Origin of the sequence: Polaromonas sp. YR568 (genome assembly GCF_943369675.1) — a bacterium.
GTDB lineage: Bacteria > Pseudomonadota > Gammaproteobacteria > Burkholderiales > Burkholderiaceae_C > Polaromonas.
On sequence record NZ_CALROB020000026.1, the window covers coordinates 1 to 21597 of the forward strand.

At 64.2% G+C, this 21597-nt stretch carries 24 protein-coding genes; 9 read left to right on the forward strand and 15 right to left on the reverse strand.

What is annotated here, in order from left to right; translation table 11 throughout:
* From ACLV8F_RS15040 to ACLV8F_RS15085, 10 genes are all read right to left on the reverse strand, one after another.
* A partial coding sequence (locus tag ACLV8F_RS15040; protein ID WP_411885011.1) for a GTP-binding protein occupies positions 1 to 633 on the reverse strand: 633 nt, incomplete at its 3' end.
* Between the two features lie 145 nt (positions 634 to 778).
* Positions 779 to 2881, reverse strand: coding sequence for an elongation factor G (fusA, locus tag ACLV8F_RS15045; protein ID WP_411885012.1), 2103 nt, complete (start codon positions 2879 to 2881; stop codon positions 779 to 781).
* 221 nt (positions 2882 to 3102) lie between these two features.
* Positions 3103 to 3576 carry a 30S ribosomal protein S7 gene (gene rpsG, locus ACLV8F_RS15050; protein ID WP_011481226.1) on the reverse strand — a complete coding sequence of 158 codons (474 nt, stop codon included), beginning with the start codon at positions 3574 to 3576 and terminating at the stop codon, positions 3103 to 3105.
* A gap of 224 nt (positions 3577 to 3800) precedes the next feature.
* Positions 3801 to 4178 carry a 30S ribosomal protein S12 gene (gene rpsL, locus ACLV8F_RS15055; RefSeq protein WP_092130055.1) on the reverse strand — a complete coding sequence of 126 codons (378 nt, stop codon included), beginning with the start codon at positions 4176 to 4178 and terminating at the stop codon, positions 3801 to 3803.
* Positions 4179 to 4432: 254 nt separating this feature from the next.
* A complete protein-coding gene (locus tag ACLV8F_RS15060; RefSeq protein ID WP_411885013.1) occupies positions 4433 to 5653 on the reverse strand; it encodes a D-alanyl-D-alanine carboxypeptidase family protein in 1221 nt (406 codons plus the stop codon).
* Positions 5654 to 5706: 53 nt separating this feature from the next.
* Positions 5707 to 6348: an alpha/beta hydrolase gene (locus ACLV8F_RS15065; protein WP_411885014.1), complete on the reverse strand. Its 642-nt coding sequence runs from the start codon at positions 6346 to 6348 to the stop codon at positions 5707 to 5709.
* A gap of 62 nt (positions 6349 to 6410) precedes the next feature.
* Positions 6411 to 6749 (reverse strand): (2Fe-2S) ferredoxin domain-containing protein, encoded by a 339-nt coding sequence (locus ACLV8F_RS15070; RefSeq protein WP_411885015.1) that lies wholly within the window; start codon positions 6747 to 6749, stop codon positions 6411 to 6413.
* A gap of 44 nt (positions 6750 to 6793) precedes the next feature.
* Complete coding sequence (locus ACLV8F_RS15075) at positions 6794 to 7906, reverse strand: VanZ family protein (protein ID WP_411885016.1); 1113 nt, start codon at positions 7904 to 7906, stop codon at positions 6794 to 6796.
* Between the two features lie 135 nt (positions 7907 to 8041).
* The gene (locus tag ACLV8F_RS15080; protein ID WP_411885017.1) at positions 8042 to 8470 is read right to left on the reverse strand and encodes a CopD family protein; all 429 of its coding nucleotides are present in this window, start codon (positions 8468 to 8470) and stop codon (positions 8042 to 8044) included.
* An 80-nt stretch (positions 8471 to 8550) separates the two neighbouring features.
* On the reverse strand, positions 8551 to 8832 hold the full coding sequence (locus tag ACLV8F_RS15085; protein ID WP_411885018.1) for a hypothetical protein: 282 nt from the start codon (positions 8830 to 8832) through the stop codon (positions 8551 to 8553).
* Between the two features lie 409 nt (positions 8833 to 9241).
* Between ACLV8F_RS15085 and hemB the strand changes: the two genes are divergently transcribed.
* Genes hemB through ACLV8F_RS15110 form a run of 5 tightly spaced genes read left to right on the forward strand, consistent with a single transcriptional unit; the run spans position 9242 to position 13404 of the window.
* Positions 9242 to 10258: a porphobilinogen synthase gene (gene hemB, locus ACLV8F_RS15090; RefSeq protein WP_411885019.1), complete on the forward strand. Its 1017-nt coding sequence runs from the start codon at positions 9242 to 9244 to the stop codon at positions 10256 to 10258.
* Positions 10259 to 10261: 3 nt separating this feature from the next.
* Positions 10262 to 11377 carry a magnesium transporter CorA family protein gene (locus ACLV8F_RS15095; RefSeq protein ID WP_411885020.1) on the forward strand — a complete coding sequence of 372 codons (1116 nt, stop codon included), beginning with the start codon at positions 10262 to 10264 and terminating at the stop codon, positions 11375 to 11377.
* 51 nt (positions 11378 to 11428) lie between these two features.
* Complete coding sequence (locus ACLV8F_RS15100) at positions 11429 to 12037, forward strand: DUF2799 domain-containing protein (protein ID WP_411885021.1); 609 nt, start codon at positions 11429 to 11431, stop codon at positions 12035 to 12037.
* Between the two features lie 14 nt (positions 12038 to 12051).
* The gene (locus tag ACLV8F_RS15105; RefSeq protein WP_411885022.1) at positions 12052 to 12810 is read left to right on the forward strand and encodes a DUF72 domain-containing protein; all 759 of its coding nucleotides are present in this window, start codon (positions 12052 to 12054) and stop codon (positions 12808 to 12810) included.
* A 36-nt stretch (positions 12811 to 12846) separates the two neighbouring features.
* The gene (locus ACLV8F_RS15110; protein ID WP_411885023.1) at positions 12847 to 13404 is read left to right on the forward strand and encodes a DUF1003 domain-containing protein; all 558 of its coding nucleotides are present in this window, start codon (positions 12847 to 12849) and stop codon (positions 13402 to 13404) included.
* A 3-nt stretch (positions 13405 to 13407) separates the two neighbouring features.
* On the opposite strand, the gene ACLV8F_RS15115 is transcribed toward ACLV8F_RS15110, so the two are convergent.
* The 4 genes from ACLV8F_RS15115 to ACLV8F_RS15130 all read right to left on the reverse strand — a co-directional run bounded on the left by ACLV8F_RS15115 (position 13408) and on the right by ACLV8F_RS15130 (position 16317).
* A complete protein-coding gene (locus tag ACLV8F_RS15115; protein ID WP_411885024.1) occupies positions 13408 to 14070 on the reverse strand; it encodes a glutathione S-transferase family protein in 663 nt (220 codons plus the stop codon).
* 5 nt (positions 14071 to 14075) lie between these two features.
* Complete coding sequence (locus tag ACLV8F_RS15120; RefSeq protein ID WP_411885025.1) at positions 14076 to 14954, reverse strand: amidohydrolase family protein; 879 nt, start codon at positions 14952 to 14954, stop codon at positions 14076 to 14078.
* A gap of 2 nt (positions 14955 to 14956) precedes the next feature.
* Positions 14957 to 15646 carry a dienelactone hydrolase family protein gene (locus ACLV8F_RS15125; RefSeq protein WP_411885026.1) on the reverse strand — a complete coding sequence of 230 codons (690 nt, stop codon included), beginning with the start codon at positions 15644 to 15646 and terminating at the stop codon, positions 14957 to 14959.
* Between the two features lie 62 nt (positions 15647 to 15708).
* Positions 15709 to 16317 (reverse strand): 2-hydroxychromene-2-carboxylate isomerase, encoded by a 609-nt coding sequence (locus ACLV8F_RS15130; RefSeq protein WP_411885027.1) that lies wholly within the window; start codon positions 16315 to 16317, stop codon positions 15709 to 15711.
* A 140-nt stretch (positions 16318 to 16457) separates the two neighbouring features.
* Here ACLV8F_RS15130 and ACLV8F_RS15135 point away from each other — a divergent pair, with 140 nt between their 5' ends.
* The 4 genes from ACLV8F_RS15135 (at position 16458) to creC (ending at position 20074) form a co-directional block, all read left to right on the forward strand.
* Positions 16458 to 17204: an SDR family oxidoreductase gene (locus tag ACLV8F_RS15135; RefSeq protein ID WP_411885028.1), complete on the forward strand. Its 747-nt coding sequence runs from the start codon at positions 16458 to 16460 to the stop codon at positions 17202 to 17204.
* A gap of 43 nt (positions 17205 to 17247) precedes the next feature.
* The gene (locus tag ACLV8F_RS15140; RefSeq protein WP_411880772.1) at positions 17248 to 17880 is read left to right on the forward strand and encodes a MarC family protein; all 633 of its coding nucleotides are present in this window, start codon (positions 17248 to 17250) and stop codon (positions 17878 to 17880) included.
* Positions 17881 to 17886: 6 nt separating this feature from the next.
* Complete coding sequence (creB, locus tag ACLV8F_RS15145) at positions 17887 to 18561, forward strand: two-component system response regulator CreB (RefSeq protein ID WP_411885029.1); 675 nt, start codon at positions 17887 to 17889, stop codon at positions 18559 to 18561.
* 118 nt (positions 18562 to 18679) lie between these two features.
* Positions 18680 to 20074: a two-component system sensor histidine kinase CreC gene (creC, locus tag ACLV8F_RS15150; RefSeq protein ID WP_411885030.1), complete on the forward strand. Its 1395-nt coding sequence runs from the start codon at positions 18680 to 18682 to the stop codon at positions 20072 to 20074.
* 14 nt (positions 20075 to 20088) lie between these two features.
* Here creC and creD read toward each other — a convergent pair whose 3' ends face one another.
* Positions 20089 to 21465, reverse strand: coding sequence for a cell envelope integrity protein CreD (gene creD / locus ACLV8F_RS15155; protein WP_411885031.1), 1377 nt, complete (start codon positions 21463 to 21465; stop codon positions 20089 to 20091).
* Positions 21466 to 21597: the final 132 nt, after the last annotated feature.

Sequence of the window (21597 nt, forward strand, 5' to 3'; positions counted from 1 at the left end):
GCCGTCAACAGCGCGCTCTGGCAGGGGAATGTAGGTGTCGAGCGCTTCAGCCAGCTTCATGATGGCCTCTTCGCCCAGGGGACCCTTGTCGCCTTCCATGGCGAGCTTGGCGCTGCCATGGATGATGGGGGTGGCGTCGCCGGGGAAATCGTATTTGTCGAGCAGCTCGCGCACTTCCATTTCGACGAGCTCGAGCAGTTCGGCGTCGTCAACCATGTCGCACTTGTTCAGGAACACGATGATGTAAGGCACGCCGACCTGGCGGGCCAGCAGGATGTGCTCGCGGGTCTGGGGCATGGGGCCGTCAGCGGCCGAGCACACCAGGATGGCGCCGTCCATCTGGGCTGCGCCGGTGATCATGTTTTTCACATAGTCGGCGTGGCCCGGGCAGTCCACGTGCGCGTAGTGGCGGTTCGCCGTTTCGTACTCGACGTGGGCGGTGTTGATGGTGATGCCGCGTGCTTTTTCTTCCGGTGCCGCGTCGATCTGGTCGTAGCCCTTGGCTTCGCCGCCGAACTTGGCCGCCAGAACGGTCGTGATCGCCGCCGTCAGCGTCGTCTTGCCATGGTCCACGTGGCCGATCGTGCCAACGTTGACGTGCGGTTTGGTCCGCTCAAATTTGCCTTTTGCCATTTTTCTCTCCAGATAAAGAACATGCCCGTGTACGGTTTAACGTCTGCACTGTGTTGCTGATTCGCTTCGCACGGGTACAAAGCGGCACACAATCGCAGACAAGGAAAAAGCGGCCGGCCCCACACGGGACCGGCAGCTGACTTTTTTACTTGGCGCGTGAAGCCATGATGGCTTCCGACACGTTGCGCGGTGCTTCAGAGTAGTGCTTGAACTCCATGGAGTACGTTGCACGGCCCTGGGACATCGAACGCAGCGTGGTCGAATAACCGAACATTTCGGACAGGGGCACTTCTGCCTTGATGGCTTTGCCGCCACCGACCATGTCTTCCATGCCCTGCACCATGCCGCGGCGTGAGGACAAGTCGCCCATCACGTTGCCGGCGTAGTCTTCAGGCGTTTCCACTTCCACGGCCATCATGGGCTCCAGGATCACGGGGCCGGCCTTGCGGCAACCTTCCTTGAAACCGAAGATGGCGGCCATCTTGAACGCGAGCTCGTTCGAGTCCACATCGTGGTACGAACCGAAGTGCAGCGTGACCTTGACGTCAACCACGGGATAGCCGGCCAGCACGCCGGACGTGACGGCTTCGTTGATGCCCTTTTCGACCGCGGGGATGTATTCGCGAGGAACCACACCGCCCTTGATGGCGTCGATGAACTCGATGCCCTTGCCGGCTTCGTTGGGTTCGATCTTCAGCACGACGTGGCCGTACTGGCCCTTGCCGCCGGACTGGCGCACAAACTTGCCTTCAGCGTCTTCCACCGTCTTGCGGATGGTTTCGCGGTAAGCCACCTGCGGCTTGCCCACGTTGGCTTCCACGCCGAATTCGCGCTTCATGCGGTCGACAATAATTTCCAGATGCAGTTCGCCCATACCGGCGATAAGGGTCTGGCCGGACTCTTCGTCGGTCTTGACGCGGAAAGAAGGATCTTCCTGTGCCAGACGCTGCAGCGCAATACCCATTTTTTCCTGGTCAGCCTTGGTCTTCGGTTCCACGGCCTGGGTAATCACAGGCTCAGGGAACACCATGCGCTCGAGCATGACGATGGCATCGGGATCGCACAGGGTTTCGCCAGTGGTCACGTCTTTGAGGCCCACGCAGGCGGCGATGTCGCCGGCGCGGATTTCGCTGACTTCTTCACGGTTGTTGGCGTGCATCTGCACGATTCGGCCAATACGCTCTTTCTTGCCCTTGATCGGGTTGTAGACGCTGTCGCCCTTTTTCAGGACGCCGGAGTAAACGCGCACGAAGGTCAGCTGGCCCACGAACGGGTCGGTCATCAACTTGAAGGCCAATGCGGAGAATTTCTCTTCGTCGTCAGCCTTGCGGGTGACGGGTGCTTCGTCTTCGTCCATGCCCTTGACGGGCGGGATGTCGATAGGCGACGGCATGAATTCGATCACGGCGTCCAGCATGCGCTGCACGCCCTTGTTCTTGAACGCGGAGCCGCAGTACATCGGCTGGATTTCGCTGGCGATGGTACGCGTGCGGATGCCCAGCTTGATTTCAGCTTCGGTCAGGTCGCCTTCTTCAAGGTACTTGTTCATCAGCTCTTCCGACGACTCGGCGGCGGCTTCGACCATCTTCTCGCGCCATTCCTTGGCCAGCTCGACGAGCTCGGCAGGGATGTCGCTGTAGGTGAACTTCATGCCTTGCGAGGCTTCGTCCCAGATGATGGCCTTCATTTTCAGCAGGTCGACCACGCCGGTGAAGTTTTCTTCAGCGCCGATGGGGATCACCATGGGCACGGGGCTGGCCTTCAGGCGCAGCTTCATCTGCTCGACGACCTTGAAGAAGTTCGCGCCGGTGCGGTCCATCTTGTTGACGAACGCGAGGCGGGGAACCTTGTACTTGTTGGCCTGGCGCCAGACGGTTTCGGACTGGGGCTGAACGCCGCCTACGGCGCAATACACCATGCAGGCGCCGTCAAGCACGCGCATGGAACGCTCGACTTCAATCGTGAAGTCCACGTGGCCCGGGGTGTCGATGATGTTGATGCGGTGCTCGGGCAGGGACGTGTCCATGCCTTTCCAGAAGCAGGTGGTGGCAGCAGAGGTAATCGTGATGCCGCGCTCCTGCTCTTGCTCCATCCAGTCCATGGTGGCCGCGCCGTCGTGAACTTCACCAATCTTGTGATTCACGCCGGTGTAAAAAAGGATCCGCTCGGTGGTGGTGGTCTTGCCGGCATCAATGTGCGCGGAAATGCCGATGTTGCGGTATTGGGAAATGGGGGTAGCGCGGGACATAAATTACTTTCAGTTCGGGGTTACGAACAAAGACTCGTTGAAAGACTGCCCGGCACCCGGGCATCCTTCATTTTTTCTACGCGTCTGCCAGCCAGGAGTGATGTTGTGCACCACACCGGCTGGCAGAAATTGGGGTTGAACCGGCGGCAATCAAGGTGACATCACCCTGAAACCGCCCGGCAACCCGTCAATTCAGCGCAGCAAATACTGCAATCGAAAAATTAGAAGCGGAAGTGGCTGAACGCCTTGTTGGCTTCGGCCATGCGGTGAACTTCGTCACGCTTTTTCATGGCGCCGCCACGGCCTTCGGTCGCTTCCATCAGCTCATTGGCCAGACGCAGGGACATGGACTTCTCGCCGCGCTTCTTGGCGGCTTCCTTCAACCAGCGCATGGCCAGGGCCATACGGCGGACGGGACGCACTTCAACCGGCACCTGGTAGTTGGCGCCACCGACGCGGCGGGACTTCACTTCAACCATGGGCTTGATGTTGCCGATGGCCATGTGGAAGGCCTCGAGCGGATCTTTGCCGGGGTTCTTTTTCTCGATAAAGTCGAGCGCGCCATAAATGATGCGCTCGGCGACGGCCTTTTTGCCGCCTTGCATGATCACGTTCATGAACTTGGCGAGATCAACATCGCCAAATTTCGGATCAGGAAGAATTTCACGTTTAGGGACTTCGCGACGACGTGGCATTTTTTCACCTCTTTGCTTCAGTTGGCATTGCCTTTGGCAACACCGCGAGAGTTATCAAACTCTCACTTACTCGACCGGCGCAACTATTTGCACTTGGGTCACTTCGTTTCAGACACCTGCCAGGGCGAATGAAACACCTTGTTTTGAAGAACTATCACAGACTTTTGTGACAACCTCTTCTGGCGCAAGCTCTCAATGAAGAGAAAAACCCGAGCCGGTTTGGCTTATTTGGCCTTTGGCTTCTTCGCACCGTACTTGGAGCGCGACTGCTTGCGGTCTTTCACGCCTTGCAAGTCGAGCGAACCACGGACGATGTGGTAACGCACACCGGGCAAATCCTTGACACGACCGCCGCGAACCAGCACCACGCTGTGTTCCTGCAGGTTGTGGCCTTCGCCGCCGATGTAGGAAATGATTTCAAAACCGTTGGTCAGGCGCACTTTGGCAACCTTACGCAGAGCGGAATTGGGCTTTTTAGGCGTCGTGGTGTACACACGGGTGCACACACCGCGGCGCTGCGGGGAATTTTCCATCGCAGGGCTCTTGGACTTGATCTTTTCGACCTCGCGCCCCTGACGGACTAACTGATTGATGGTTGGCATTGAAAACGTCCCTAAACGTCTGAAAACTGATTTACCGCGTTGATGCGGCCACAAATATTTCCCGCCGTAAAAGCGGAAAAGCCTTCTAGTATAAACCGGTTAGGGGAAACGCTCAAGCAAAAGGCGACGGGCACTGCTTGAGTTCACAGACGCCCGCCACATTGCCATGTCTTTCCCGGAGCGTTAGCGCCCCTGGTGGAATTCAAATCGTGAGAATGTTAGCGCACACTCTCAAAAAAATCCGGGCCGGGACTTTACTTGATCCAGAGCCGGATCGCATCCCAGGCGCGGCCCAGAATACCCGCTTCTTCCACCGCTTCCAGCGCCACCAGCGGCACTTCGGCCACTGGCGTCGGGTTGTCGCCCAGCATCACCTTGAGCGTGCCCAGCGATTGGCCCTTGGTGAACGGCGCAACCAGCGGGTCGGGTCGGGCCACCTGGGTTTTGACCTTGGGCGCGCTGCCGGCCGCGACAGCGACCACGATGGCTTGCGGGCGGCCCAGCTTCACGGTGGAGGATTTGCCCTTCCAGACGGAAGGCATGGCCACGGCCTGGCCAGCGTCAAACAGCTTCACGGCCTCATAGGCGGTGTAGCCCCAGTTCAGCAATTTTTGCGTTTCATTGGCGCGGGCATTGTCGCTGGACGTGCCGAGCACGATGGCCAGCAGGCGGCGGCCGCCCGGCGCGCCGGCTGCCCCCAGGTTGGGAAAGTCGCGCTTGGCGGTGGCGATCATGCAAAAGCCTGCAGCATCGGTATGGCCGGTTTTGAGGCCGTCCACCGTCGGGTCGCGGAACAGCAGGGTGTTGCGATTGGTGTCGTTGGCGGCCGGCGTGCCGGGGTAGCGGTATTTCTTGATCGCCGAGTAACCGATGTAGTCGGGGAAATCCGTCATCAGCCGGGTGGCCAGGATGCTCAGGTCACGCGCCGTGGTGGTGTGGCCGGCCTCGGTCAGCCCTTCGGGGTTCTTGTAGGACGTCGATTTCATGCCCAGCGCCTTGGCCTGCTCGTTCATGAGCTGCACAAAATGCTCGGCCGTGCCGCCCACGCCTTCGGCCAGCGCCATGGTCGCGTCGTTGCCCGACTGCACCACCATGCCCTTGATGAGGTCCTCCACGGGCACCTGCATTTTCGGGTCGATGAACATCCGCGAACCCGGCATTTTCCAGGCGCGCTCGCTGACGCCGAAGGTCTGCTTCAGGCTGATTTTTTGGGATTTGAGCGCGTCGAACACCAGGTATTCGGTCATCAGCTTGGTCAGCGAGGCCGGCTCAAGCGGGGAATCGATGTCCTTGGCGGCCAGGATCTGGTTGGCGGTCACGTCCAGCAGCAAATAAGACCGCGCGGCGATTTCGGGCGCCTGTGGCACCTGGGCATGCACGACGACGGGCAGCACGGCGGAAAAAGTCAGCAGGACGGTGGAGGCAAAGGCGCGCAGGCCATGGGCTGGGCGGGGAGCCTTGAAGGAAGCTTGCATTGAGGGTTTCGCTGGGAAGTAGGAAATTAAACGGAAAGGCCTGGCAGCGCGGGTCAGGCGGAGGGCGAAGACAGGTGGCGAACCACGAGATTTTTCAACAGGGGCAATTGTCCATGAAAGAAGTGGCCGCCCCCGGGAACAACCGTAACAGGCAGTGCCTGCGGGCGCGCCCAGTCCAGGACGGCCGAGAGCAGCACGGTGTCGTCCTGCTCGCCATGCACGACCAGGGTTTTGAGGTGGGCGGCCTCGTCAATCGGCGCGGCTGGCGCGCGCGTGACGCTGGTGCCGACCAGCACGAGTTTTTCGATGTTGCGGCTGGCGCCCAGGCGCTGGAAGGCGTGCGTGGTGACAAAGGCGCCGAAGGAAAACCCGGCCAGTGCCAGCGTCTGCCCGGCGCTGGCCGGCGCGGCATGTTCCACCACCGAGAGAAAGTCCTCGAGCTCGCCCCGGCCTTCGTCGTGGCTACCGGCACTGCCGCCCACGCCGCGGAAGTTAAAGCGCACCGCCGTCCAGCCGCAGTGCACAAAAGCCCGGGCCAGCGTCTGCACGACCTTGTTGTCCATGGTGCCGGCAAACAGCGGATGCGGATGCGCAATGACCGCCACGCCGCGCGAGTCGCCGGCGGGCAGGTCCAGCGCGATTTCAAGCGCGCCGGCCGGGCCTTCGATGATGGATTTGCGGGTTTGGGCGTTCACAACAAGGACTCTTTCATTTCTGGGAATCTGCTGTCTGGCATCTATATATAGAGGCGCGAGGCCTAGCGCCCCAGATGCGGCGGCGTCAGCAGCCGCTCGACCACCTTGCCGTTTTTGAGGTGCGACTCGACGATCTCGTCGATGTCGCTCGCGTCCACATAGGTGTACCAGACGGCTTCCGGGTAGACCACCGCCACCGGCCCGGCCGCGCAGCGGTCCAGGCAACCGGCCTTGTTGACGCGCACCTTGCCGGGCCCGGCCAGCCCTGCGGCCTTGACCTGCGATTTGCAGCGGTCAAAACCTTCCTGCGCGCGGTGGTCGGCACAGCACTCTTCCCCGTTGGCGCGCTGGTTCAGGCAAAAGAAGATGTGGCGTTCGTAATAGGAATTTTGTTCAGGCATGCCGTGACTTTAGAGGATTGTGGTGTGCCCCGCGCCTCGGCGGGTCAAGACCGCGGCTGGCGGCCCGAAAGCCGCAGCAGCACATAGAGCAGCGCGGCGTAAGGCCAGAGCCAGCCCAGCCACTGCACCACGCCGTGAAAGCGAATAAAACGGCCCTGCTCCCAGGTTTGCAGGGTCTGCGCGAAATACGGGTCTGCGGGCGCCTGGTTAAGCAGCCCCAGGTGGATGGCCAGCGCCAGCAGCGCCAGCGCCGCCGCGGCGCGGCGCGGCACGGCCAGCAGCAGCACCGCCAGCAGCGCCGCCAGGCCTATGCCCACCTGCACCGGCAGGTCCAGCCAGGCCCAGGCATGGTCGGGGCCGTAACTCAGGGCTGCGGACAGGGCCGACGCGGCAATGCCGACCGAGATGGCCGCCGCCGAAAATGCCGCCCGTTGCCAGAGCGTGCGCACCACGCAATACCCCAGCAAGCAGGGAATCAGCGCGCCCAGGGCCACGCACAGCAATTCGGCGATCGGCACCAGGGGCTGCAGTTCCACGTCGCGCACCGGCATCCATTCCAGGAAAGGCGTGTCGGTCAATATCTCGGCCAGGGCGGCCTCCAGCCGCTCGAACACCTGGCCCAGCCCCATGGGCACCGAGGCCGGAAACAGCAGGGCCAGCGGCCAGAGCAGCAGCAGCACCAGCGCGCCCCGAGCGTCCTGCGCGAACCAGCGCGCTCGAAAACGGCTCCAGCGGTCCACCACGCCGGTTTTTTCCAGCGCCCAGGCAAAACAGGCGCCCAGCCAAGTGCCCACGGTGTTGAGCAGCAGGTCGACGTTGGAAGGAATGCGCGACGGCAGGTAGCTTTGCAGCGTCTCCATCGCCAGCGACAACAGGCCGCCGGCCAGCACCGCCACCGTCACGGCCCAGGAGACACGCCGGCTGCGCAGGGCCGCCAGCGCCAGCAGAAACCCGAGCGGCGCGTAACCCAGCAGGTTGGCGCCCACGTCAAAGCCGGTCCAGTACTGCGGCAGCGGCGCCGTGAGGAAGCGAAAAGGCGAAATCCCCTGGTCGCGCCAGTCGGCGAAGGGATACAGGCTGGCATAAACAATCAGGCAGATGGCGGCCAGCGCCAGCGGCCAGGCGGTGGTCTTGTGAACACCCCGTGGATTTGGCACACCCCTGACATCCTCACTGTGCTTCGCTTCGTGTAGTTCTGCCCCCCCTTGCAGGGGGCGACGCATCACGCCCGGCAAAGCCGGTTCGTCCGCGTCTGCTGGTGAATTCGGGGAAGGCACTGCGTTCCCTGGTTGCTAGAAAGGCTTGACCACGACCAGGATGACCGCGGCCAGCAGCAGCAGCACCGGCACTTCATTGAACCAGCGAAACCATTTGTGGCTGCGCGTATTGTGGTTGGCGACGAACTTCGCCAGCAGGCGGCCGCAGGCGTGGTGATAACCGATGACCAGCACCACCACCGCCAGCTTGGCATGCATCCAGCCGTTGCCCGGCCCGCGGCCTATGCCGTAACCCAGGTACAGCCAGGCGCCAAAAACCAGCGCCGGCACGGCCAGGATGGTGGTGAAACGCATCAGCTTGCGCGCCATCAGGATCAACCGCTCCCGCTCCGCCACGCTTTCCGGCGGCACCATCGCCAGGTTCACAAAAATGCGCGGCAAGTAAAACAGCCCGGCAAACCAGCTGGCGATAAAAACGATGTGGAGTGATTTGACCCAGAGCATCCGGGTAGTTTAGTCCGCCGCCGCCCGTCCCCGCCCCTCGCACCGGCAGGCATGAGAGGCGATGGCCTGGGGCGAAAGGCTCAATAAGTCACGGTAATGCCCGCCCCCCTGGCGCCAACCCGGACATGCTCGGACTCGAGGTCGGTCTTGGGTACGGCTTTGGTCCCGCCGGCAGCGACGGAAATCGGGTTGCCATAGCCGGCTGATCCCTTGATCGCGCTGCTGTACGCGCCAGAGCCGGCCGGTTGGTAGTCGACATGCACACTGGCCTTGGCGCCGGGGGCGGCAATGTTCATGCCGTTGGAATTGCCGAGGTCCACTTGTGCAGTGTCGTCCTGGGCGATGTTGATCATGGTAGCCATGATGGAACTCCTCGAAGATGAGGCCCCGCGATGCGCCGGGCCGGGTAGCCAATGTAGGGCGGGCGGGCGCATGCTGGCGATTACAGGCCATTACATGGGCCTGGCGCCCGCCAGGGCCGCGAGCGTGCAGGATGACGCCGGGCAAAAAAATGCCCGGATGGCATGGAGCCACCGGGCTGTTAAGCCTTTTTGCTGTCACACGCAAAGGCCCCGCTCAGGGAGGAAAAGCGGGATGCGGCTACCAAATTGGTAACTACACGTATTAATTCTAACCACGCGGCTCGGGACTTGGCAATGCTTTGCTAAGTAAACTAAGAAACTTTCATGTAAAGCTGGGCAGGCGCACCGCCACAAGGGCCGCGCGCCAAATACTTCATGCCTTTTATGAAAGCTTTGGCACAATTTGCGCATGACTTTTCACGCCTCCAACTTTGCCCCCTTTCCTGCCGGCCGCCCCCGGCGCCTGCGCCGCGACGCCTTCACGCGCAACCTGGTACGTGAGCATGCGCTCACTCCCAACGACCTGATTTATCCCGTGTTTGTCGTCGACGGCAAACAGCAACGCCAGCCGGTGGCGTCCATGCCGGGCGTTGAAAGGTTGAGCCTGGACCTGCTGCTGCCGGTGGCGGAAGAATGCGTAAAACTGGGCATCCCGGTGATGGCGCTGTTCCCCGTGGTCGATGCTTCGCTCAAGACCTACGACGGCAAGGAAGCCACCAATCCCGACGGCCTGATCCCGCGCGTGGTGCGTGAACTCAAGAAAAACTTCCCCGGCTTGGGCGTGATGACCGACGTCGCGCTGGACCCCTTCACCACGCACGGCCAGGACGGCCTGCCGGACGACAACGGCTACATCCTGAACGAAGAGACGGTGGAGATGCTGGTCAGGCAGGCGATGTGCCAGGCCGAGGCCGGTGTCGACATGGTCGCGCCCAGCGACATGATGGACGGCCGCATAGGCGCCATCCGCCAGGCGCTGGAAGCCCGCAAGCTGATCCACACCCGCATCATGGCCTACAGCGCCAAGTACGCCAGCGCCTTTTACGGCCCCTTCCGCGACGCGGTCGGCTCGGCCGGCAACCTGGGCAAAGCCGACAAAAAGGTCTACCAGATGGACCCGGGCAACAGCGACGAGGCGCTGCGCGAAGTCGCCATGGACATCGCCGAAGGCGCCGACATGGTGATGGTCAAGCCCGGCATGCCTTACCTGGACATCGTGCGCCGCGTGAAGGACGAGTTCAAGGTGCCGACCTTCGCCTACCAGGTCAGCGGCGAGTACGCCATGATGAAGGCCGCCGCGCAGAACGGCTGGCTGGACCACGACGCGGTCATGATGGAAAGCCTGCTGGCTTTCAAGCGCGCGGGCGCCGACGGCGTGCTGACCTATTTCGCCATCGACGCGGCCCGAAAGCTGCGCCAGGCCTGAGCGGTGCGCGTTTTTAACGTCACCGCCGGCAGCCAGGGGGTCATGGAGACCGACGCCCTGCCCACCCAGCTGCCTGCCCAGGGTTTTGTCTGGATCGCCTGCGCGCGCCGCGAGTTCGAGGTGCTGCAGGCCCAGATCCAGGCCAGCCTGCAATTGCTGTGCGGCACCCAGCTGGTCGACCTGCACGTGGCCGACCTGCTGAACAACCAGCTGCCCTCGCATTACGACTACACCTCGCAGTACGACATCCTGGTGTTCCGCCGCCTGGCCGCGGGCCAGAGCGAGACCGACCTCAGCAAACCCGGCGAGCCGCTGCAGGAGCGCATGAAGCGCAGCGGGCCTCCGGTGCTCAAGCGCATAGACACCAGCCCCGTCGGTTTTGCCGTGTTTGACCAGTTGCTGCTGACGGTGCACCCCACCGATTGCGCCGTGCGCGACGCCTATGCGGCGCGGCTGCTCAACGCCACCACGGTGGAGTCGCGCTCCAGCGGCGTCAAGCTGCCCGCCAGCCCCGCCGACATGATGCTGCGCATCGTCAACCAGATCGTGGACGGCTACCTGGAGCTGCGGCGCGAACTCACGCGCCAGCTGGACCACTGGCAGTCCGAGCTGCTCAGGCCCGGCACACGCTTTACCAACTGGAGTTCGGTGCTCGACGCGCGGCTGGCCATGCACCACCTGGATGAAATCTGCGAAGACCAGCGCTCGGCCGTGCAGGACTGGGTCGACTCCGTAGAGACCTGGCCCGAGGGCGCCACACCCGCCGCGATACGTGAACGCGAGCTGCTCAAGGTGCGCTCGCGCGACGTGCTGGAACACATCGAGCGCGTGGTGCACCACGTGCGCCGCATGGAGCAAAGCGCCGAGACCGCCGTGCAGATGCATTTCTCGGCGCAAAGCAACCGCACCAACGACATCATGCGCACGCTCACGGCGCTGACCGCCATCTTCCTGCCGCTGAACCTGATCACCGGCTTCTTCGGCATGAATTTCGAGTTCATGCCCTTCCTGCACACCACCGCCGGCTTCTGGTGGACCGCCGGCTTCATGATCCTGATCGTGGTGGTCGTCGTCACCGTGTTCTGGCGCAAGCAGTACCTGGCCCGCACACGCCGTTAGGCTTACCTCAACGCGCGCCGCACGTTTTACCCATTGCAGGAAACCCGTCCCATGACCGCCGCCCTCGCCCGCTTCTTTTTCTCCGGTCCCTCGCTACTGCGCGCGCCTTTGCTGGCCCTGCTGGCCGCCTCGGCATTGCTCGCCGGCTGCGAGAGCCTGAGCCCCGCCGAATGCGCCACCGCCGACTGGCGCCAGCTGGGCATGCAGGACGGCAGCCGCGGCCGCACCGACCGGGCCGCCCACTACTACGAGTCCTGCGCCAAGGCCGGCATCGCCGTGAACGTGGCCGTCTACCGCGCCGGCCGCACCCAGGGCCTGCAAAGCTACTGCCAGCCGGCCAACGCCCTGAACGAGGGCCTCGCGGGCAACAGCTATGAAGGCGTCTGCCCCGCGCCCCTGGACCAGAATTTCCGCAACATCCACGGCATAGCCTGGCGCGACCAGGACGCCCGCAAAACCCTGGAACGGCTGCAGCGTGAGCAGGACCAGATGCAGGCCGAGCTGCGTGACTCCAAAACCGCCGAAGACCGCAAACGCACGCTGCGCGACCAGCTCTCGCGCTCGGACCGCCGCATTGAAGAGGCCCGTTATGCCTTGCGCGACGCCAGCTACCAGCTGGATCGCCTGCGCAGCGACATGCGCCAGCGCGGCCAGTACTAGCCAACAAAGCAGCCATGCAGCCCGATCCCCACTCAAGCGGCGGTTCGGGCGTGAAAACGGGTTGCGCGGGCTGGAGCATGCCGCGCGAAACCTGGCCTGAATTCCCCGCGGACGGCACACACCTGCAGCGTTATGCCGCGCGCTTCAACGCGGTGGAGATCAACTCCTCGTTTTACCGCCCGCACCAGCCGGCCACCTATGCGCGCTGGGCCGACAGCGTACCGGCGCATTTCCGCTTTTGCGCCAAGCTGCCCAAAACCGTCACCCACGAAAAGCGCCTGCGCGATTGCCAGCGCCTGCTGGACGCCTTCCTGCCGCAAGTCACCAGCCTGGGTGAAAAACTCGGTTGCCTGCTGGTGCAGCTGCCGCCCAGCCTGGCTTTTGATGCGGCAACGGCGACGGCCTTCCTGCGTGAACTGCGCCAGCGCCATGCCGGCGGCGTCGCGCTGGAACCGCGCCACGCGAGCTGGTTCACGGCGGCGGCCGACGATGCGCTCAAGGATGCAAAGGTAGGCCGCGTGCTGGCCGACCCGGTGCTGTTCGACGCGGGGCGCGAGCCCGGCGGCCATCCCGGCGTGGTGTATGTGCGCCTGCACGGCTCGCCGCGCATGTATTACTCGGCCTATGCGCGGGACGTGCTGGATGCGCTGATTGTCCGGCTCCAACTTGAGGCGGCGTCTGACGCCTCGGTCTGGTGTGTCTTTGACAATACAGCCGACGGTGCAGCGGTGCCCGATGCGTTGTACCTTGCGCGGGGCCTGGCACAGCGTTGATTCCGTCGGCCGCTGCCACTCGCGGAAGGATGCCCGATGAAAAAACGCTCAAACGGAAACATCTCGCCCAAGGTCTGCGCGGACGACCTCACGCGGGAAAACGTGCAGTCCATGCGGCGTGTCGAAGAAGCCGCGCTGGCCAACCGCAGCCGGGCCGACCGCATGGCCGCCTTCATTGCGCGCTTTTGCGGCTCCATGCCTTTTGTCTGGCTGCACGTGCTTGTGTTCGCATGCTGGATAGCCGCCAATTCCTGGCCGGGACTTGCGCACTGGGACCCCTACCCCTTCACCTTCCTTACGCTGGTCGTGTCCCTGGAAGCGATTTTTCTTTCGTCCTTCATCCTGATCAGCCAGAACTATGAGCTGCGCATCAGCGACAGGCGCAACCAGCTCGACCTGCAGATCAACCTGCTGACAGAGCAGGAGAACACCAAGATGATCCAGATGCTGGAACGCATCGCCAAAAAAGTCGGCGCGGACAACGGCAACGACCCGGACGTTCGCATCCTCAAGGAAGACACCGATCCGGAAAAACTCGTGGCCCAGATCGAGCAGGCGCAACGCGAGAACCCGCCCGCGCAGGCTGCCGCCTGAAATTCAGACCCAGGGCTGGGCCAGGCCTTCGGCTTCAAAAGCCTTGACCACCGCCGGCCGCGCCAGCGCGCGCCGCAGGTAAGGCCCCAGGTGGGCACGGTCACGCGCAGGCTGCGACGCGAAGTTGCGCGTCCACCGGCACAAGGTCAGCGTGTAGATATCCACCGCCGAAAAATTCGCGCCCAGCAGCCAGGGCTCAGCATGCGTCTTCTCCAGCCGCGCCAGTTCGGCGTCCAGCTGGTCCAGCATCAAGCCGACTTTGGCTTCGGCGTGCGATTTCAATTCGGCCACGCCCGCGCTGTTGCCGGCGTCCATCCAGCGGTCGGTATAGAAATAAATGATCAGGGTGGACTGCACGGTATTGGTCAGCCACACCAGCCACTTGTAGAAATGCGCGCGTTCCGCCGTGCCCAATGCAGGCGCCAGGCCGGCCTCCGGATGCGCGTCGCACAGGTGCAGGCAGATCGCGGCGGTTTCGTAAAGCACCAGCTCGCCGTCGGTGAGCGTGGGAACCAGGCCGTTGGGATTGAGCTGGCGATAAGCCTCTGACCGGTGTGCGCCCGTGCTGGTATCGACCAGGATTTTTTCAAAGGGCACGCCCAGTTCCTGCAGCAGGATATGGGGCACCATGGCGGCGGAGCTAGGCGAAAAATGAAGCTTGTACATAACCCTTATTGTGTCGCCACACCATAGATGCCGGCCGCATTGCCCCAGGCAATTTTTCGCGCCAGGTCGGGCGGCAAATCGCCCAGCCAGGTGCGGTAACCTTTCATAAGTTCGTCGTAATACAGCCAGCGCTGGTTGACCCAGGTGTCGGAGCCGATCATGAAGCGGCCCGGGTATTTGAGCAGCAGCGCGCGCCACTCCGGGCAAAGCTTGCCGCCTTCGCAGGTCAGGCCGGGCCGGTAAGACAGCTCACCCATGAGCTGCGGGTATTTGCCCAGTAGCGCATCGACCCGCGCCACCGGCGCGCCGCCAATACCGGTATGCGCCCACACCAGCCGGGCATCGGGCGCGTGGGCCATCAGCAGGTCGATCGCGGTGTCGTCCACATGGGCGAGTATCGCCAGCTTGTTTTTCGCGGCGAACTGCATCAGCTTCTTTGCCACCGGGCCGTTGGCATTGGCGCTGTCGTAGAGGTGGAATTCGCCTATGCCCTTGTACGGCCCGGCCTGGTCGCCGGTCACGCCGCGCGCGAATTCGGCCTGCACCATCTCGTAAATCGTCTCGTCGCGAAACCAGTTGTCGTAATCAGCCCGGTTGCGATAGAGACGGATGAAGGGCACGACGGTGACGCCGGCCTTGCGGGTCTCAGGCATGGCGGCCAGCGATTTCGTGCCGTCGTTGGGCCGCGAGTTGGCGACGATGGCTTTCACGCCGTTGCGCTGCATGCGCGCCAGCACGTCGGCCGGCGAATGCGGTCCGCTGTTGCCGTTCCAGGCTTCCTCGTTGTAGTGCAGGTGCGCGTCAAACAAGGGGCCGGCGTAGTCGGCCGCGAAACCCGGCGCAGCAAGCGCCGCCAGGACGATGGCTGCCCAGGCGCCGCGCATGCTCAGGCCAGCTTGGCGGCGAAAAACGCCAGCGAGCGCTCGCGCGCGAGCTTGGCCGCCGCCTCGTCATAGCCGCCGCGCTGGTCGCAGTTGAAGCCGTGGTCGGCCGAATAGATATGGCTCTCCACTTCCGGATGCGCCTTGATGAAGGCGTGGATGGTGTCCAGCGGAATCGAATGGTCACGGTCGCTGAAGTGAGCCAGCACCGGGCATTTGGGTTGCAGGGCGATCTCGGCCTCGGCCGTCATGCCACCGCCGTAGTAGGGCACCGCCGCGCTCAAACCCTTGAGCAGGCATGCGGCGCGCCAGGCCAGGAAGCCGCCCCAGCAAAAACCAATGATGCCGACCTTGCCGCCGCCGGCTTTTGCCGCATGGTCGATGGCGGCCTGGATGTCGGTCAGCACCCCCGGCGCGGGCAGCCCGTTGACAGCGGCTTTCAGCGCGATCCCCTCCTTCATCCCGGCCTCGTCGTAGCCCAGGTCAACGCCCGGCTTGACGCGGTGAAAAGTCGCGGGCGCCACCGCCAGGTAGCCCTGGGCGGCGAAGCGGTCCGTCACGGCCTGGATATGCGAGTTGACGCCAAAAATTTCCTGCAGGACCACGATGGCGGCCTTGGGTTTTCCCGCGGGCTCGGCCACGTAGGCCGGGAACACAAAGCCGTCGGCGGCGGTAAGGTTGATAGATTGGCCCATGGATGAAACTCCTTCAGTGTGCGTAAGGTGGATGTGGATGGTGGATGAATCCGGCGGCCGCTTCAGGCGCCCGCCATGAGTTTGCGTTCGACAAAGTCAAGCCGGTCCTGGCCCCAGAACAGCTCGCCGTCGATGACGTAGCTGGGCGCGCCGAACACGCCGGCGTCAATCGCCTGCTGGGTGTTGGCCTCATAGCGCTCCTGCACCGCCTGGCTGAAGGATTGCTCCAGCCGCTCGGCGGGCAGGCCGCATTCGGCGAGCAGCTCGGCCAGCACCTTTTCGTCGGCGATGTGGCGCTCGCGCACCCACACGGCGCTGAAGATCGCGCCGCCGATTTTCATCGCGGCTTCGCTGCCGTCGCGCAGGTCCACGGCGATGATGAGGCGCGAGGCGTCGTCGCCGGAGACCGGAAAGTACTTGGGCTTGAGGTTGAGCGGCGCGTGCAGGTAGTCCGAATAGCGCTGCAGTTCCAGCAGCCGGTAGGCCTGGCGTTGCGGCGCCCGCTGGCCCAGCGGCAAGCCGCCTGAGATCGGGAACACCTTGCCGCCCAGGTCTATGGGCAGCATCCGCACGTTGGCACCCGCCGCGCGGGCGATCTGCGCAAAACGCTCGTGGCCCAGGTAGGTCCAGGGGCTTTGCGGGGTGAAGTAGTAGTCCACGGTGGTGCTCAAGTTTGTCTCCGTCTGGGTCTTTGGATGGGTGGGCTGCGCCGCCGGGCGGGCGGCTGTTGCGCAAGGGGCCGCTTAGGGTACATTGATCCGCCCAATCCCCGTTTTTACCCGGGATTGCCATTTTCTGCTGGAGGTGCGGTTTGTCAAAAGTTGTTCTGATCACGGGTGGTTCACGCGGCATAGGCGCGGCGTCGGCCCTGCTGGCGGCGCGCCAGGGTTGGGCGGTGGCGGTCAATTACGCGAGCAATTCGCTGGCGGCCGACGAAGTGGTGCGGCAGATCCGCCAGGCCGGCGGCCAGGCCATCACGGTGCAGGCCGACGTGGCCGACGAGGCGCAGGTGCTGGCCATGTTTGAAAAAATCGACGCCAAGCTGGGCCGCGTGGACGGCCTGGTCAACAACGCTGGCGTGGTGGACCGCACCACCCGCGTCGACGCCATGACGCTGGCGCGGCTCAAGCGCATGTTCGAGATCAATGTGTTCGGCTCTTTCCTCTGCGCGCGCGAAGCCGTCAAGCGCATGAGCACCCGCTACGGCGGCGCGGGCGGCGCCATCGTCAACGTGTCCAGCGCGGCGGCGCGGCTGGGCGCGCCGGGCCAGTACGTGGATTACGCGTCGGCCAAAGGCGCCATCGACACCTTCACCGTCGGGCTGGCCAAGGAAGTCGCCGGCGAAGGCATACGCGTGAATGCGGTGCGCCCGGGCATCATAGACACCGACATCCACGCCTCGGGCGGCCTGCCGGACCGTGCCCGCGAGCTGGCGCCGCAGGTTCCCATGCAGCGGCCCGGCACCGCCGACGAAATAGCTGAGGCCATTGTCTGGTTGCTCGGCGACAATGCGGGCTACACAACCGGCGCCCTGTTAGATGTAGCGGGAGGCAGGTAGCTCTTGCGCCAGCTGCCTGCTGAGCCACCCTAAAGGAAGAACGATGGATTTCAAACCGCTTGTCACGCTGCTGGCCATCGTCAACCCGCTGGCCATCGTGCCGTTTTTTATCCACTACACCCAGGACTTTTCCGACGAGCAGCGCCGCCGCACCGTGCTGGTCGCGTCCTTCACCGCCTTTGTCGTCATTGCCGTCAGCGCGCTGCTGGGCCTGCAGATCCTGGACTTCTTCAGCATCTCGCTGGCGAGCTTCCAGGTCGGCGGTGGCATGCTGCTGCTGATCAGCTCCATGAACATGCTGAACGCGCAGCCGGCCGAGGCCAAGCCCCAGACCAATGAAATGGAAGACGGCGCCGCCAAGGCCGCGCGCGGCGCCAGCATCGCCGTGGTGCCGCTGACCATCCCGCTGCTGACCGGGCCGGCCACCATGTCCACCGTCGTGATCTATGCCGAAAAGGCCAAGACGGCGCTGCAGCTGTCCATGCTGGTCGGTTACGGCATCGTGATCGCCCTGGCCACCGCCATCTGCTTTTCCCTGGCCGAGCCGATTGCCCGCGTGCTGGGCAAGACCGGCATCAACGTCATGACGCGGCTGATGGGCCTGATCCTGGCCGCGCTGGCGGTTGAGGTGATGGCCGACGGGCTGGGCAAGCTGTTTCCCATCCTCAGGTCCTGAACGCAGATGGCCGGCGCGCGCATCCTGCTGGTTGAAGACGACCCGGCGATTGCCCGCTCCATCATCTACACGCTGGAGCGCGACGGCCTGACCGTCACCCACAGCCTGCTGCTGGGCGATGCGCGCGCTCAGATCAACCGGCAGCCGCCCGACGCCGTCATCCTGGACGTGGGCCTGCCCGACGGTAGCGGCCTGGACTTGTGCCGCGAATTGCGCGCCGCCGGCAGCTTGCCGGTGCTGATGCTCAGCGCGCAGGGCGAAGAAATCGACCGTGTGCTCGGCCTGGAGCTGGGCGCCGACGACTATGTGAGCAAACCCTTCAGCCCGCGCGAGCTGCTGGCGCGCGTGCGCAGCCTGCTGCGCCGCGCGCGCATGCCGTCTCCCGCACCGGCGACGGCCGGCAGCCCTTTCGAGATCGACACCGCCGGCCAGCGCGTGAGCCTGCACGGCCGCGCGCTCAACCTCACGCGCCGCGAGTTCGGCCTGCTGGCCGAGCTGCTGCGCCACCGCGGCCGCATACGCTCGCGCGAGGATTTGCTGGACGCGGTCTGGGGCGCCGATTCGGACAGCACCGACCGCACGGTGGACACCCACATCAAGACCCTGCGGGCCAAGCTGCAGGAAGCTGTCCCGGGACACGACTACATCGTGACGCACCGCGGCATGGGGTATTCAATGTGACCCTCCCGTTGCGGCTCACTGCGTGTAACCGCCTCCCCCCTACAGGGGGCGACGCCTGTGGTCTGGCAAAGCCAGTCCCACGGCGCCTGCTGGAAGAACCCGTTGTTCGCGGACAGGTATGCGTTTAGGCATACGCCTGCTGTTCGGCTTTTTCCTGGTCACCGGGCTGGCGGCGTTTTTCACGCTGCGCGTCTTCATGGCCGAAGTCAAACCCAGCGTGCGCGAGGTGATGGAAGACATGATGGTGGATACCGCCAACATCCTGGCCGAGCTGGCGAGCGACGACCTGGCGGCCGGCGCCATCGCCGAAGGCCGTTTTGCCGGCCATGTACGCAACTACGCCCGGCGGCCCATCGACGCGCAAATCTGGGGTATGGCCAAGCAGTCGCTGGACTTTCGCGTCTACGTCACCGACGCCGGCGGCAAGGTGGTGTTCGACTCGGAGAACGTGGCCACCGGCCAGGACTATTCGCGCTGGCGCGACGTGGCCCTCACCCTGCGCGGGGAGTACGGCGCGCGCGCCACCCGCGAAGTGCAGCAGGACGACCGCACGTCGGTGATGTACGTGGCGGCGCCGGTGCGGCGGGACGGCAAGATCATCGGCGTGCTGACCGTCGCCAAGCCCATGTCCACCATCCAGGCCTTCATCGACCGCGCCGAGCGCAAGATCCTGCTAAGCGGCGCACTGCTGCTGGTGCTGTCGCTGGCCGTCGGCGTGGCCGTGACGCTGTGGGTGGTGTGGAGCATTCGCAAGCTGCGCCGCTATGCCAACGCCGTCGGCCAGGGCGAGAAACCCGCGGTTCCGCAGATACCGGGCGAGCTTGGCGACCTGGCCATGGCAGTCGATGCCATGCGCCTGAAGCTCGAGGGCCACGAGTACATAGAAGATTACGTGCGCGCCCTGACGCATGAGCTCAAGAGCCCGCTCGCCGCGATCCGCAGCGCGGGTGAGCTGCTGCACGACGAACTTCCCGAAGACGCGCGCCGCGAGTTTTCGGGGCAGGTACTGGCCCAGTCCGGCCGCATGCAGGCGCTGGTGGACCGCATGCTCGAGCTGACGAAGCTGGAGCAGCGCCATGCACAGGTAGAGCGCGAGCGCCTTCTGTGGTCCGGCGTCCTCCAGCCCTTTGAGGTGGCGGCCGGCGGCCGGGCCCAGCATGTCGTCAAAGTCGTAATCAGCCCGGAACATGCCGGGGTGCATGCGGAGCCCGGCCTTCTGGGCCTGGCGCTGAGCAACCTGCTCGAAAATGCGCGCTCTTTCGCGCCCGAGGGCTCGACCATCACGCTGGAGGCCGGGCCCGACCGCATCGCCGTGCAGGACAGCGGCCCGGGCGTTCCGGACTACGCCCTGCCCCGGCTGGGCGAGCGTTTCTTCTCGACCGTGCGCCCCGACGGCCACACCAAGGGCTCGGGCCTGGGGCTGGCCATCGTGCGGCAGATCATGCTGCTGCACGGCGGCCGCATGGTGGTGCGCAACACCGATCCCGGCTTGCGGGTCGAGCTGTACTTCTAGCCTGGCCGTGCCCATCACCCGGCCACCTTCACAGGCTCAGGCTTGACCGGCTCGGCCTGCTTGAAGCGCGCATACCAGTCCACACGGCGCGTCAGCATCATGACGGCGGCCAGCACGGCGAACAAGGCCACGGCGCCCAGCAGCAGGGCGGTCTGCTCCATGCGTAGCAGCACGAAGAGCATGCCGTACAGCGTGGCGATGCCCAGGCCGAACGGCAGGCCGCGCGACCAGTGGCCCAGCATGTGGCTGGCGTAATAGGTCAGCAGCAGCACGCAGGCGGCCGAGGCAATGGCGTAGGCGCTTTCAAACGGCATGTGTTCCGACAGGCTCACCAGCAGCAGGAAGAACATGCTCATCGCGGCGCCGACCAGCAGGTACTGGATGGGGTGCACGCGCAGCGACTTCATGAACTCGAACATGCCCACCGCCAGGAATGTCAGGCCGATAAAAAGCAAACCATATTTGGTGGCCCGGTCGCTGAGGGCGTAGGTGTTGGACGGGTCGACAAAGGTCACGCTGAAGGCTTCCACGCAGGCGCCGCTGGGCGAGCCTTCGCTATAGGCCGGGCACGGGCCCCTGCGTTTGGCCGGGTCCTGCTGGGTCACGTCCTGCTGCGCCGTGCTGGCCAGCGAGCTGACGCGCCAGCTGGCCTCAAAACCCTCGGGCGTGACCTTGCGGTCCACCGGCAAAAATTGCCCGCCGAAGCTTGGGTGCGGCCAGTTGGACGTGAGCTGTACGCGGGTATCGCCGCCCAGCGGCACGATGGAGATGCTCTCGGTGCCCACCAGTTCCAGCTCCAGTTCCGCCCGCAGCGGCGCGGCCTGAAGCATCGCCGGCGATAAGGGTGCATGCACGCCGCGCGGGTAGCTGCCGTAGAAGGTGCCGGGCTTGAGCGCCAGCAGTTGCTCGCCGAGCTTCACGCTCGCATGCCGTATGCCGCGCGCGTCGGACACCGCCATCATGAGCAGCGGCTGGCCGCAATTCATGCGCGAGCCGGCATGTTCCTGTTTGGGCTTGAGCACCTCCAGGTCCGTCCACTCGGCCACCAGGCTGGCTTTGAGGTTGAACACCTGCGTCGCATGCAGGCCGCGGGCGCGCGGCTCCAGTTTGCTGGCGCCCTGGACGGTGAGCGAGGCCGGCGCGGCGGCCAGCACGAATTCACGGCGCTCGCTGCGCACTTCCTTGCTGGTGCTGGCAACGTCCCATTCCTCGGTGCAGGCGCGGTGGATCAGCGGGCCGGTCAGCGTCTGCGAACCGGCCAGGCTCTGGGCGATGCCCTGGATGGCGATCTGGCGGTAGCTCTGGCGGTCGTGCACCACGTCGCTGATTTTGAGCAGGGCAACCAGCAGCAGCACGATGACCAGTGCAAGCGCGGCGATTTTTTGTTTCATGACTTCCTTTCGTTTGGACAACGAGGGGAAGTGTGCAAAGCGCGTGTGAGGTCAGGATGAGCTGCGGCCTGCCTGTGTGAAGACTGTGTGAAGCCCCCACGCCCATCTCCGTTCGCCCTGAGGTATCGAAGG

Coding starts and splice junctions, on each gene's coding strand:
- fusA (WP_411885012.1), bottom strand. CDS start 2,881: ATGTCCCGCGCTACCCCCATTTCCCAATACCGCAACATCGGCATTTCC.
- rpsG (WP_011481226.1), bottom strand. CDS start 3,576: ATGCCACGTCGTCGCGAAGTCCCTAAACGTGAAATTCTTCCTGATCCG.
- rpsL (WP_092130055.1), bottom strand. CDS start 4,178: ATGCCAACCATCAATCAGTTAGTCCGTCAGGGGCGCGAGGTCGAAAAG.
- ACLV8F_RS15060 (WP_411885013.1), bottom strand. CDS start 5,653: ATGCAAGCTTCCTTCAAGGCTCCCCGCCCAGCCCATGGCCTGCGCGCC.
- ACLV8F_RS15070 (WP_411885015.1), bottom strand. CDS start 6,749: ATGCCTGAACAAAATTCCTATTACGAACGCCACATCTTCTTTTGCCTG.
- ACLV8F_RS15080 (WP_411885017.1), bottom strand. CDS start 8,470: ATGCTCTGGGTCAAATCACTCCACATCGTTTTTATCGCCAGCTGGTTT.
- ACLV8F_RS15085 (WP_411885018.1), bottom strand. CDS start 8,832: ATGGCTACCATGATCAACATCGCCCAGGACGACACTGCACAAGTGGAC.
- hemB (WP_411885019.1), top strand. CDS start 9,242: ATGACTTTTCACGCCTCCAACTTTGCCCCCTTTCCTGCCGGCCGCCCC.
- ACLV8F_RS15100 (WP_411885021.1), top strand. CDS start 11,429: ATGACCGCCGCCCTCGCCCGCTTCTTTTTCTCCGGTCCCTCGCTACTG.
- ACLV8F_RS15105 (WP_411885022.1), top strand. CDS start 12,052: ATGCAGCCCGATCCCCACTCAAGCGGCGGTTCGGGCGTGAAAACGGGT.
- ACLV8F_RS15110 (WP_411885023.1), top strand. CDS start 12,847: ATGAAAAAACGCTCAAACGGAAACATCTCGCCCAAGGTCTGCGCGGAC.
- ACLV8F_RS15115 (WP_411885024.1), bottom strand. CDS start 14,070: ATGTACAAGCTTCATTTTTCGCCTAGCTCCGCCGCCATGGTGCCCCAT.
- ACLV8F_RS15120 (WP_411885025.1), bottom strand. CDS start 14,954: ATGCGCGGCGCCTGGGCAGCCATCGTCCTGGCGGCGCTTGCTGCGCCG.
- ACLV8F_RS15125 (WP_411885026.1), bottom strand. CDS start 15,646: ATGGGCCAATCTATCAACCTTACCGCCGCCGACGGCTTTGTGTTCCCG.
- ACLV8F_RS15140 (WP_411880772.1), top strand. CDS start 17,248: ATGGATTTCAAACCGCTTGTCACGCTGCTGGCCATCGTCAACCCGCTG.
- creB (WP_411885029.1), top strand. CDS start 17,887: ATGGCCGGCGCGCGCATCCTGCTGGTTGAAGACGACCCGGCGATTGCC.
- creC (WP_411885030.1), top strand. CDS start 18,680: ATGCGTTTAGGCATACGCCTGCTGTTCGGCTTTTTCCTGGTCACCGGG.
- creD (WP_411885031.1), bottom strand. CDS start 21,465: ATGAAACAAAAAATCGCCGCGCTTGCACTGGTCATCGTGCTGCTGCTG.